The 12,635-nt window shown below is 56.0% G+C and carries 9 protein-coding genes, 1 riboswitch and 1 other annotated feature; of the genes, 4 read left to right on the top strand and 5 right to left on the bottom strand.

Going from position 1 to position 12,635, the window contains the following annotated elements; translation table 11 throughout:
* Positions 1-13 precede the first annotated feature (13 nt).
* From ACI7RC_RS20205 to ACI7RC_RS20195, 3 genes are all read left to right on the top strand, one after another.
* Positions 14-2,296, top strand: a complete 2,283-nt coding sequence (locus tag ACI7RC_RS20205; protein ID WP_408110005.1) for a YcdB/YcdC domain-containing protein — start codon at positions 14-16, stop codon at positions 2,294-2,296.
* A gap of 256 nt (positions 2,297-2,552) precedes the next feature.
* Positions 2,553-3,149 carry a 30S ribosomal protein S4 gene (gene rpsD / locus ACI7RC_RS20200; RefSeq protein WP_408110004.1) on the top strand — a complete coding sequence of 199 codons (597 nt, stop codon included), beginning with the start codon at positions 2,553-2,555 and terminating at the stop codon, positions 3,147-3,149.
* Between the two features lie 102 nt (positions 3,150-3,251).
* Positions 3,252-3,662: a GNAT family N-acetyltransferase gene (locus ACI7RC_RS20195; protein ID WP_408110003.1), complete on the top strand. Its 411-nt coding sequence runs from the start codon at positions 3,252-3,254 to the stop codon at positions 3,660-3,662.
* 59 nt (positions 3,663-3,721) lie between these two features.
* On the opposite strand, the gene ACI7RC_RS20190 is transcribed toward ACI7RC_RS20195, so the two are convergent.
* From ACI7RC_RS20190 to tyrS, 5 genes are all read right to left on the bottom strand, one after another.
* On the bottom strand, positions 3,722-4,507 hold the full coding sequence (locus ACI7RC_RS20190) for an energy-coupling factor transporter transmembrane component T family protein (protein WP_408110002.1): 786 nt from the start codon (positions 4,505-4,507) through the stop codon (positions 3,722-3,724).
* Positions 4,488-6,215 carry an ABC transporter ATP-binding protein gene (locus tag ACI7RC_RS20185; protein ID WP_408110001.1) on the bottom strand — a complete coding sequence of 576 codons (1,728 nt, stop codon included), beginning with the start codon at positions 6,213-6,215 and terminating at the stop codon, positions 4,488-4,490. Before ACI7RC_RS20185 ends, ACI7RC_RS20190 begins: the two co-directional genes overlap by 20 nt.
* Positions 6,212-6,811, bottom strand: a complete 600-nt coding sequence (locus ACI7RC_RS20180; RefSeq protein WP_408110000.1) for an ECF transporter S component — start codon at positions 6,809-6,811, stop codon at positions 6,212-6,214. The genes ACI7RC_RS20185 and ACI7RC_RS20180 overlap by 4 nt, the downstream gene beginning before the upstream one ends.
* Position 6,812: 1 nt before the next feature.
* Entirely contained in the window at positions 6,813-7,421 is a 609-nt protein-coding gene (locus tag ACI7RC_RS20175) for a YkoF family thiamine/hydroxymethylpyrimidine-binding protein (protein ID WP_408109999.1), read from the bottom strand.
* A gap of 103 nt (positions 7,422-7,524) precedes the next feature.
* Positions 7,525-7,630: riboswitch (TPP riboswitch) on the bottom strand.
* A gap of 78 nt (positions 7,631-7,708) precedes the next feature.
* A complete protein-coding gene (gene tyrS / locus ACI7RC_RS20170) occupies positions 7,709-8,971 on the bottom strand; it encodes a tyrosine--tRNA ligase (protein WP_408109998.1) in 1,263 nt (420 codons plus the stop codon).
* Positions 8,972-9,029: 58 nt separating this feature from the next.
* Positions 9,030-9,251: a binding site (T-box leader), on the bottom strand.
* Positions 9,252-9,452: 201 nt separating this feature from the next.
* On the opposite strand from tyrS, the gene ACI7RC_RS20165 reads away from it, so the two are divergent.
* Positions 9,453-12,569, top strand: coding sequence for a PBP1A family penicillin-binding protein (locus tag ACI7RC_RS20165; RefSeq protein ID WP_408109997.1), 3,117 nt, complete (start codon positions 9,453-9,455; stop codon positions 12,567-12,569).
* The last annotated feature ends 66 nt before the right edge of the window (positions 12,570-12,635 follow it).

The following is a 12,635-nucleotide window of genomic DNA, read 5'->3' as shown; positions in this document are numbered from 1 at the left end:
GGGAGGAACATTCATGAGAAAACTCTTGAAACAATCCTGCTTCATCTTGCTGTCGGCATCTTTGGCGCTTCCCGCCACGACAGCCTTTGCCTCATCTGCCTCATCCGCCTCAACCTCGGCTTCATCGGGGACTTCTGTTTCAGTGAACGATGTCAAACTGAACAAAGCTCAAGCACTGGCAGCAGCCACCCGCTTTGGCCAACCGCCAAATGATTACAAACTGACAGACACTTACCTGCGTTCCGCCGATCCCTGGCGTCCTTTCCCCGAGTGGTCTTTTCAATGGACCAAGGTAAATGACAAAGGGGAGCGGGGCAACGGTTCGATCAGTGTCAGCGTCAATGCCGACACAGGCGAATTGACGAGTTATTATACGTATGATGACGACGACAATCAATCTTCTGCCGGCAAACGCATCTCCCGGCAAGAGGCCCAGCAGGTGGCGGAGAAGTACCTGCAGCAGGTTGCGTCCGAGCGTGCAAGCCAGGTCAAACTGGATACCGCGGGTCCTGCACCGAAAACTCCGCTTGGCCCCAACGTCTATCACGGGTTCCATTACGTTCGGATGATCGACGGGATCGCTGTCATGGACAACGGTATCGACATAACGGTCAACGGTGCCGGCAAGGTGACCAGCTACGGGCTGAGCTGGGATGATCGGGCACAGTTTGCCAAACCTGCCGACACGATCAGCACGGATGCGGCACTGGAACAGTTTACGAAAAATGCCGAAGCCAAGCCGATTTTCTTCATTCCGTGGGATCGGCCGTCTGCGTCCGGCAAACAGACAGCCCGTCTCGCCTATCGCAACCCCTTTACCTTTTACGTGAATGCTGAAACCGGAGAAGCGCTGAACCAATCGATGCAGCCATTGAAAAAAGCTGCTGCCCCGGAGGCGGTCAGCAAGAACCCGCTCAGTCAGCGGAACAGAGGGGGAGAGCTCAACCAGACGGAAGCGGCAAAGATGGCTGAAGCTGTACTCGGATTGTCCGGTTACCAATTGGAGGGGGCCAATTACTCGGAAAACGATTACCGCGGCACACCCGTTTGGAGTCTGCAGTTTGCCAAAGGAAAGGATCCGCAGGAAAAGACAACCCTGTACGTGTCTATCTCGGCAACTACCGGTGACCTTATGTCCTATTCGGTCGGCAGCATGCGCCCCCTTGAAGGCAAGGAGTCAACAAGCAAATTGACCGCCGAGCAGGCCAAAGAAAAGGCGATGGAAGCCATCCGCAAGTGGTCCCCATCCGTTGCCTCGCAGCTGTTCTACACCGATAACCAAAATGATAGAATGTTCGACCTGCGCTCTGATTGGGCCTCTGTTCAATTCCAACGCTATGTGAACGGCATCCAAGCAGCCACAGGCGGCGCGTATATCGACTTTGACGTGCGGACTGGCGAAATCAACTCTTATGACATCAACTGGGGGAACGAAACTTACCCGAGCAGCCTGCCTGCCCACAAGCAGCCGGACGAAGCGGCAGAAGCGTGGTTGAAAGAAGGCCAGGTGGAACCGGTTTACGTGTTCTACTCGGATCAAAATACGATAAATCGGATGAAAAAAGGTGAAACGATCGATCCCAATACCCCGCGGCAGGCCAAACTGGTCTACCGGGTGAATGTGACGCCATCAGAGGAACCGTACCTCTACGATGCGCAATCGGGCGAATGGGTCAGTGAACAAACCGGCAAGCCGATTGTCCTGCACAAAGAGATGCCGACTGACATCAAAGGCCATCCTGCCGAACAAGAGCTGATGCTGATGTACGAATACGACGCCATTTCCCTGATCGACGGCAAGCTGATGCCTCAGAGGCCGATCAGCCGCGGTGAAATGATCGAGATGCTGATCATCAGCATGAATCAAGGTTCCTTCTACAGAGCTCAGTATGCCAACCGCAAAGCGACATTTAGCGACGTGGCCGCAGGTTCGCCTTATTTCGCATCCGTTGAGGCGGCAGTAGACAGCGGACTGATCGACAAGTCGCAAAAAGAATTGAAACCGGATGAACAGATTACCCGTGAAGAGCTGGCAGAGATGCTGGTGCGGGCGCTCGGGTACTCCAAGCTGGCAACATACGATTCCATGTTCAAAACCGACCTGCAGGACGTGAAGGATTCCAAGTACCGCGGGCCGATTGCGATCGTCACAACACTGGGCATCATGAAGCCGCAAGATCAGAAATTCAATCCGCAAGGTGTCGTCTCCCGTGCCGATGCGGCCGTAGCCTTCTCCCGCTTCCTGGATAAGAAGAACGAACTGTCAAGCCAAAGACCTCCCTTTATCGCGTACTAATGACAGTGCCCAACCCAAATTCTCCTTGACTTTCCGGGGGGCAAGCGTATACTATTGAGTGTATGTGTCAGGGTAGCATTGATTGTAGGTAAAAACGGGAGGAACCCTCTTAGTTTCATCCCTTTAGGCAGCGGCTGACTCCCCTAAACGGAGCACGATGCGGAAACGCTACCGTCCGACGTTCGTGTAGCTAAAGATGGAACTAACCTTTCGGAAGTAAACACCTGCGAATCCCATATTAAAGGAGACTGAATTCATGGCTCGTTACACAGGACCTCGCCACAAGCTGGCTCGCCGCCTGGGGATCTCCCTCGACGGAACCGGAAAAGACATTAAGCGCAACTTCCCGCCCGGACAACACGGCCACAGCCGCCGCAAGTTGAGCGAGTACGGGATCCAGCTGCAAGAAAAGCAAAAACTGCGCCATATGTTTGGCATGAACGAAAAACAATTCCGCCGCACGTTTGAGCATGCCTCCAAAATGGCTGGCGTCGTCGGCGAAAACTTCATGAAATTGCTCGAGTCCCGCCTGGACAACGTGGTATACCGCATGGGCTTCGCCCCTACCCGTCCGGCAGCTCGCCAATTGGTCAACCACGGACACTTCCTGGTGAACGGCAAGAAGGTAGACATCCCTTCCTACCGCGTACAACCTGGTGACGTCATCAGCCTGCGCGAAAAATCCCGCAATCTGGCGATCGTCAAAGACTCTGTGGAAAACCGCAACTTCCTGCCGAATTACATCACCTTCAACGACAATGCACTGGAGGGTACTTACACCCGCCTGCCTGCACGTGAAGAGATGCCGGCAGAAATCAATGAAACACTGATCGTCGAGTTTTACAGCCGTTAATCGCTGTGTAATCCGACACGAAAGACCTCAGAATTGCCCGCAGGCGATTTTGAGGTCTTTTTTTATAGCGTGATATGCAGCCAATTTTAAGGAGGTGCCTCTATGGAAAGATCGATTCACTTTACGACAGAACCGCCTGAAGATTTTAACCAGTTACTAACCCTATATGACTCTTTGGGATGGAACTCACTCAAATTGACCGTAAAAGATTTGGAGCAGATGTGCAAGCAAAGCTGGTATGCCATCTACGCTTTCGATGAACAAACATTAGTAGGGATGGGACGCGTTGTTTCTGATGGTGTGATCACTGGAATTGTATGCGGAGTGGGTGTACGGCCAAGTCACCAGTCAAAAGGAATCGGCAAAGAAATCGTGAAGCGGCTTGTAGATCATTGCGAGCAGAATCGAGTCATTCCTCAACTGATGTGTGTGGAAAGCCTGGAATCCTATTATGAAACGCTGGGATTTAAGAAATTTACCATTGGGATGACAAGAAGTATCAATCGAAGGTAAAGATCATACTTCACCCCCCGATGCTCCCGCATAACGGCCAGCATCAGGGGGTGACCTGGCTACAACTCCCCGCTGTACCAATGTAATTGGCCCAATCGATCCGAGACGAAAAAACCGGCTAGTACAAAGGCGACAACCGCCGCGAGGAACAGCCAGTCTTTTGCCGTAACAGACAGGCGCTGGTAAAATGCCCGCTGTCTGCTGCCGGTAAATCCCTTGGACTCCATCGCCATCGCCGTCCGTTCTGCCTTGCGGATCGCACTCGCCAGCAATGGGATGACATAACCGCCAAGCTGCTTCACCTGATCGGCCCAGCTTCCTGTCACCCCCATTCTGCGGATACGATGAGCCGTGCGAATCAAGGCCAGCTCCTCCTTCAGCAAAGGCAGAAAACGGTACCCTGCCAAAATTCCGTATGCGATTTTCGGAGAAACGCGGCATTGCTGCATCAGACTGAACATAAAGCGGCTCGGGCTTGTGGTCAGTACGAACAGCAGGGACAGCGCCGCAAACGACAACACTCTCAGCCCCAGGGAGATCCCCCGGGACACCCCGGCAGCGGTCACCTGCAGAGGTCCAAAGCTCCACAGGATCTGGGCATTTGCACCGGACGGGACGCGCCCGAACAGCATCGCTGACCAGACGTAGCCGATGGCGATGAGCAGAAACGGGCTGAGACAGAGCAGCCACTTTCTGACCGAAACGCCTCCGAAGCAGCATGCGGCTGCACTGCTTCCCAGCAGGACCAACAGCGGCGTGACCGGATCAAAGGCAAAAGCCAGCAGGATAATGGCGATGACGACTGCGCCCGCTTTGACGCTCGGGTTAATCTCCTGCAGCCGCATGGCATTCCCTCCCTGTCATTGCCCGAGTTGAAGCCTGGAACTGTTTGCGCAGCGACCAGCGAAACGGCGGGAGCAGCTGTGCCGCCTTCCAGGGCTCATCCGGCCGCGACCAAAGCTCGTTCGGCGGTCCGTCGAAGGCGATCCGGCCCTCATCCAAAACGACAATCCGGTCGGCGTAGCGGTCCGCCAGATTCATGTCGTGCGTTATCATACAGACGCTGCCGCCTTGGCCCGTCACCTCTTGCAGCAGCGACATTAACATCTCGGTCGAGCGCGCATCCTGGCCGGCTGTCGGCTCATCAAGGATCAGCAAATCCTGGTGGCTCGCCAGCATGGCAGCGATACTCAGTCTGCGCTTTTGACCAAAGCTTAATGCGAATGGATGGGCATCGGCCGCCTCCGTCAAGCGGCAGCACTTGAGCAGTTCGGCTACTCGGCGGTCGATCTGCTCCTGCGGCCACTTCAGCAGCCGCAGGGCAAAGGCAATCTCTTCGTAGACGCTGTCCGTTACAAACTGGTGTTCGGGATTTTGAAACACAAAGCCGATCCGCCGCCGCAGCGCAGATTCAGTCCAGTGCTCCAGCTCCTTCCCCGCATAAGTGATTCGCCCTCGTTGCAGCGGCAAGACGTTTGCCAACAGCCCGGCTAGTGTCGTCTTGCCCGCTCCGTTGCGCCCGGCCAGCATCACCAACTCCTCGGGATACAGGCACAGGTCCACCGCTTCCAGCACCTGGACACCGCCTCTGGCATACGCGAGCTGCTCCGCCGCAAGCAGCGGCGGACCTGCAGGCTTCATTCCGGCGCGGGAACGCCTGCGTTCCGCTCTCCAGTCAGCTTCCTGCTGATCCAACAACGCTTCCGCACTGGCGGGATGACTCACTCCGAAGACCAGCTCGCCCTCCGTAAGCGGCGGCAGAGCTCCCCGGTACATGCCGCTGGCCATCCACTCCCGTCCCAGCTTATATGCCTCCGGCAAGCAGACTTCCCCTGCATATGGGCGCCCTTGCAAAAAAGCGAAAGCAGAGCGCGGGTCTCCTTCGTACACCAGTGATCCGCTTCGGTCGAGCAGTGCGCAGCGGTTTGCCGCATCCATCCATTCGTCCAAACGGTGCTCGATAATGATGACGGTTAGTTTTTCCTCGCGATGGAGCCGCTTTACCAGCCGGACAAACTCCCGTGCCGAATAGGGGTCCAGACTGGCTGTCGGCTCATCGAGAATGAGAATCCGCGGCTTCATCGCGATGACACAAGCGAGCGCCAGTTTTTGCTTCATCCCGCCGGACAGCGAATGGATCGGGGCGCGGCGCCAAGGCGTCAGGCCGAACAATTCAAGCGTCTCCCCTGCCACCTTCTCGATCTCCTCCGGCGGCATACCGAGGTTTTCCAGGCCAAAAACGATTTCTTCCTCGACGCTGATCATGCAAAATTGGCTGTCCGGGTCCTGGAACACGACGCCGATCTCTCGGCAAACTTCTCCGTGGCGATAGTCGCTCAGGCTTCGCCCCGACAGCGTGATGCTGCCGGTCAGAACGCCGTCAACCGCCTCGGGATACAACCCGTTCAGGCAGAGGGCAAGCGTGCTTTTGCCCGAACCGCTCGGGCCGAGCAAAAGCAGCACATCTCCCCGCTGAATATCCAGATTGACCCCGTGCAATACGGGGGCCTCCTCTTCCGCAAAGCGAAAGGTCAGATCGCGGACGCCGATCATGCCAGGCTCTCTCCCCGTCCTGCCCGTCCTTGGTTCCGCTCGGCCGAAGCGATGGCGAAGCCGCGCAGTACCCCTGTCTTCAGCAGGGCCCCGCAGATCCACTTGCCCAGCAGTCCGGCCAGCAAAGCACCGCTTACCAAACGAACCGCAAACATGGCCGCCACATAGCCGGGGGCGAGGGCGGCAAAGCCGGATATAAAGTATCCCCAGATAAAACTGGTTACGGCAGACCCCATTCCGGCCGCCATCAGAACCGGCGTGCCAAATCGCTTGTAGCGGGAGGCGGCAAATACCAGTTCGGCACCCAGTCCCTGAATGAATCCGGACAGGATCAGGCGCGGCCCCACGGCGTTGCCGATCAAAAGCTCCACGATGGAAGCGACCACTTCCGCCAGCACCGCAGCTCCCGGCTTGCGAATGATGTTGGCCGCGATCACCGACACGATAAACCAGATTCCGAAGATGACCTCATATCCCATCGGACCCATAAAGCCGGTCAAAACATTGCCAAGCTGCAAAAACAGAAGGTAGATGACGGCGAATACCACCGACAGGACTGACATCATGACGATCTCTTTCAGCTTCCAGCTCTTCACCCTACTCCGCCTCCTGTCCTTTGCGCGAAGGGCTGTTTGCAGACACGGCCGCTGTCATCACCACATGGGAAGCGCCGCTCTCCTGCGCCCGGGCAAAGGATTCCTCCAGGCTTTTAAACACCTGCCGGGCATCCCCGTCCAGGCGGGTTGCGTAGTGAATCCCCTTGGTATAGGTACCGAGCTCTTTGCAGTGCTCGACCTGATCGTAGATGACCGACATGTAGTCAGCCGTACCGAGCGGATACAGAGCGAACTGCGCGGCAGCAGTGACTGGGCGATCCGCCAGCTTGGGTTCGTTCAGCCGGACGTCATCCACCTCCAGATACGCGTCTTGCTGAGTATCCCCGGGGCAGCCAATCGAAAACGTCCCGTTCCAGACCACGTGAATCCCCCTGCTGGCAGCCAGGACAAACATCGCCTTGGCCGTGTCAAACACGTGTTCAGCCCGGCCGCGGATGCAGGTGCTGACATCGTCCGTCATCATCCACACTTTTGACGTGTCCACCTCCTGCAGCGTCTCCAGGATGACCTCGACGAATTGATCGCACATCGGATACAGGGAAAATCTGCACCCGACAATCCTGCTTGTTCCACAACATTCTACAGCCATTCCTCACATCTCCCTGCCAAATATATTGATTTGGCAATAAAAAAACTGCACCCGGGTAGGTGCAGTCGATCAGACGAGATTGTATGGCAAATGCCAACTTTTTTGACAGATCACTACACTTCCCCACGCTAGTATTATCTAGATCGGGTAGTAAGGGATCGGAACAAAGCGTTCCATCTCAGCCCGTAAGAGCACCCCTAGTGTAATTCACGTATGCAGTTTTTTTATTGCTACCGTAGACTTTAACAAACCTGTCAGAAAAGTTCAAGAGGGCACGGCCGTGATTTTTACGCCAGCACGATCCGGGCAAACTTCCGCTTGCCCACCTGAACCACCATGCCCTCCGTCAGCTCGATCAACGCATCGATATCCGTCACTTTCTGTTCGTTCACCTTAACCGCCCCCTGTTGGACGCTGCGGCGCGCCTCGCCTTTGCTGGCGGCCAGCTTGATGTCGAACAACAGATTGACGATGTTAGCCTCCCCGCCTTCGTAGTTAGCGACTTCAACTGTGACCTCCGGGATGTCGGTCGGCAGAGCTCCTTGCTGGAATACCGTCTTGAAGTGGTTTTCCGCTTCTTCTGCGGCCTGCTCGCCGTGGAACATGCGGACAAAAGTCCGGGCCAGCCGCATCTTGGCGTCGCGCGGGTGCAGAGTGCCGTCCGCCAGAGCGCTGCGAATCGCTGCCACTTCCTCCATCGGAATATCGGTCGCCAGTTCGTAGTACTTCACCATCAGCTCGTCCGGCACGGACATGGTCTTCCCGTAGATTTCGTTGGCCGGCTCGTTGATTCCGATGTAGTTGCCGAGACTCTTGGACATCTTTTGCACCCCGTCGAGGCCTTCGAGAATCGGCATCGTCAGGATTACCTGCTGTTCCTGCCCGAACTCTTTTTGCAGGTGGCGTCCCATCAACAGGTTGAACTTCTGATCCGTTCCCCCCAGTTCCACGTCGCTCTTCAGCGCGATGGAATCATATCCCTGCATTAGCGGGTAGAAAAATTCGTGGATGGAGATCGGCTGTCCGCTCTGGTAGCGTTTCTCAAAGTCGTCACGCTCCAGCATCCGGGCCACCGTCGTCTTCGCCGCCAGTTCGACGACATCGGCAAAGGTAAGCGGGGACAGCCAGGTGGAGTTGTAGTTTACCTCCATTTTGCTCGCATCCAGCACTTTGCCGAACTGCTCCACATAGGACGCGGCGTTGGCTTTCACCTGTTCCTCCGTCAGCTGCTTGCGGGTCTCCGACTTGCCCGTCGGATCGCCGATGCGGCCGGTAAAATCGCCGATTACCAACTGCACCGTATGGCCCAGCTCCTGGAACTGGCGCAGTTTTTGCAGGACGACGGTGTGCCCGACGTGGATGTCAGGCGCGGAAGGGTCTAGTCCCAATTTGACCCGCAGCGGTTCGCCGGTCGTGACAAAGCGCTCCAGCTTCTTTCGCAAATCCTCTTCCGGGATGATCTCGGCTGCCCCGCGGCGAATCACCTCAAGCTGCCGCTCCACCTCCAGGCGTTGTTCCTCTGTCAATTTCACTTGCTCGTTGTTTGCCATTTTCCTATCGCTCCCTGCTTGCAGAATCATTGGTTTTAAACACAAAAAATCCCGCCCCCATAGGGACGAGATTGGACTCGCGGTACCACCCTAATTGGAAATCGGTACGCTTGCCTGTGCCGACTTCCCGCTTAGACAGAATAACGGCCTGCTTCCGTTCGGCGACTGCCGAATCGCTCCCGGCGTGTACTTCGCCAAAGGAACGATGCTGGTTCGCACCTGCCACCAGCTCTCTTGGATCGTCAGCCCTCTCGCTACTGTCGCCGTTCAACGCGTCTGTGGTTAATGAAGTTACCTACGATCTTACCACCGACGATTTGCAGTGTCAACAAGCGCGGCATCGATCCGAGAACCGATGCAGACCGCGTATCAGCCAAATTCAACTTTTTAGAATGTACAAAAAACCACCCCAATACGGTATTTTGGCGACTGCCAGTGTATGGTATAATTCATGTGATTGCCTAGGAGGGGACGTACATATATGGAGAAAAACCAAGCGCCTGCCGCAGAGAAGACCAAGCGCAAGCGACGCAGGGGAAACAGACAGGGACACCCGATCTTTACCGTCCTGAAAGTAATCCTTCTGCTCGGCTGCATGGGCGGGGTCGCCGCGGGAGGAGTAGTCGCAGGCTACGTGGCATCGCTGGTGAAAGACGAACCTGTGCTGAGCCGCGAAGAGATTCAGCAGAAGATTTTCAACGTCTACCAGACCGGCTTTGCCTACTACAACGACGGTACGCTTATCGGGCAGTTGCGGGCAGGAGGAGAAGACCGCCGCGTCGTAAAAAAATCAGAGGTATCGCCCTATTTGATCAATGCGATTATCGCTACCGAGGATAAATACTTTTACGAGCATCACGGCATCGTCTTTCAATCAACGCTTCGGGCCGCATTACAGGAAATCACCCACCAGCCCGTTGTGACCGGGGGCAGCACCCTGACCCAGCAATTGATTAAAAATACCATCCTTTCTCAGGAGGTAAGCCACAAGCGAAAAGCAACGGAGATTTTTTACGCCTTGCGAATTGAACAAATGTTTTCCAAGGACCAAATTTTAGAAGCGTACATAAACGAGATTTACTTTGGAAAAGGTGCGAACGGCAACATATACGGCGTCCAAGCAGCCGCAAAGGGAATTTTTAACAAGGACGTCAAGGACCTTACTTTGGCCGAGGCCAGTTACATCGCCGGAATTCCGCAGAATCCGATCGGCTACTCGCCTTTTACCAGCGAGGGCTATGCCAACGGGAAAAAACGGCAAAAAACGGTGCTTGACCGCATGCTGGAGAACGGATATATCACCCAAGCGCAGTATGATCAGGCACTAGAAACCGATCTCAAGGCAAGCTTGGCCAAGCCCGAGGCTCAAGCCTACAGCCAACACCCCTTCCTGATGATGGAGATCGAGGAGCGGGCTGCAAAGGCTCTGGTCGATACCCAATTGGCCCAGGAAGGCCGGGACAAGTCCGAAGTCGGCAGCAACGAATACCGCCAAATGAAAGAGGACAAGCGCAGGGAAATCCTTAGGAACGGATACCATGTATATACCACGATTGACAAAGACGTAAACGACATCATGGAGCAGACTGCGTCCGATCCGAAAAACTTCGGCAAGAACATCAGCTATACGGTGCGCCGCTCCAATGGCAAGACCGAGAAAATCGAAAACGCTCTGGAAGAAGTAGGTTCCATGCTGATCCAGAACAAGACGGGCAGGATCCTCGGCATGATGGGAGGCCGCGACTTCCAGGTGGAGCAGACCAACCACGCGACTGCCCCCCGTCAGCCGGGATCGGCGATGAAGCCGCTTGCCGCTTACGCTCCCGCCTTCGAGCTGGGGTACCTGCAGCCCGGATCGCCCATCGACGATTCTCCGCTGGTGCTCTCCGACGGCACCAAGGGCAGCCATATGCCGATGAACTGGGACAACAAGTTCCGCGGAGTCATCAGTGCCCGGGAAGCCTTGCGCCAATCGTGGAACGTGCCTGCAATCAAGACCTATCTGCAGGTAGGCATCCCGACCGCGCTGGAATACGTCAAAAAAATGGGCGTGACCACGCTTGCCGAAAGCGACAATTACGCGGCGACCGGTGCGATCGGCGGCCTTGCCTACGGGCTGACCGCGGAAGAGATCACCAATGCCTATGCGACGTTTGCCAATGGCGGCACATTTATTGACGCGTACATGATCGAACGCATCGAAGACAGCCAGGGGCGGGTGGTCTATCAGCACAATCCGCAGCCTGTGCCCGTATACAGCCCGCAGACAGCCTACCTCATTACAGATATGATGCGAACGGTTGTCAATTCCGGGACGGGCGCCAGCATCCGCAATTTTGTCCCGCGCAGCGTCGATGTGGCCGGTAAGACGGGAACGACCAACAGCGATTACGATTTGTGGTTTGTCGGCTACACTCCGGAACTGTCGATGGGAGTATGGACGGGGTATGACGATCCCTATAAGCTGCCGAGTTCGGCGTCAAGACGGCCAATGGAGATCTGGGGAAAAGTGATGAAGCAGGTTTTGGAAAAGAAACCTGACCTCGCGTCGCCGACCGACAAGTTTGAGAAGCCAAGCGGCATCGTCAGCGCAACGGTAGACAGCAAGTCAGGGCTCTTGCCGAGCGAGCTGTCCAAGGAGAGCGGCGATTTGATCACCGACTTGTTCAACCGCCAATTCGTCCCGACAAAAGCGGATGATTCGCATCAGAAGGCAAAAGTGGTCCAATATGACAACAAGCGCTATCTGGCGAAGGAAGGAACACCTGATGACTTTGTCACGGAAGGCGTGTTCTTCAAGAGCCCGGACAAAGCGGCTGCCAACCTTGACGAGGTTTTGGCGAAGAATCCCAAGGCGGCGCGCCCCGCAGACTGGGAGCGCCGCTTGCCGGACAAGGAAGATCCGCGAACAGGCGACGGAAGTGTGCCAAGCGCGCCGAGCGGCCTTACCGTTGCGGCAGGCGACAAGCAGTTGACGCTCAACTGGAAGTCAGGCGGTGAAGCGGATCTGCTGGGTTACCGCATCTATCGCGCCGATGCCAGCGGTGTTTTTACCAAGTTGGCCACAGTAAAAGACCCAAAAGTGACGACCTATCAGGATGCTTCTGGCGGAACCGGTCCGTTCGGCTACTACGTCACCTCGGTCGACGTAGAGGGCTATGAATCTTCGCCTTCCGCTGTCGCTTCTACCAGTGCGGGAACCTGGGAAGTCCCTGTTTCTCCGTCAACAGAAGAACCGGGCACGTCGCAGCCAGGCCAGGAGGTGCCCGATATCCCGGACATCACCGATCTGACTCCCGGGGAGACGGAACCGTCCAATCCGGGCGCTCCTGCACGTGCTCCTGAAACGCCGAAGCAGATCGCGGTAAGCAAAGCGAACGGCGGGTTCCAGCTTTCCTGGAAGGCCAATCCGTCCAGCGACCACGTCGTCGCTTACAACATTTACTACGCGACCGATCCGGCTGCAGGATTCCAGCTGCTGGATACGGTATCGTCCACGACTTACCTGCATAAATCGGCAAATGCCGGCGTTTACCGCATCACTGCCATCAACAGTTACGGGGAGTCCCCGCAAAGCGGAAACGTCAGCGCTCGCTAAATCCACATCTCGTTCAGGCTGCCAGGCATACGTGGCAGCCTGTTTTTCCATGTGGTGACGTTTTTC

This window comes from Brevibacillus sp. B_LB10_24, assembly GCF_046036945.1.
In the GTDB taxonomy this organism is placed as follows: Bacteria; Bacillota; Bacilli; order Brevibacillales; family Brevibacillaceae; genus Brevibacillus_C.
The sequence above is the reverse complement of the archived record's forward strand: the minus strand, read 5'-3'. Positions and strand labels throughout refer to the sequence as shown.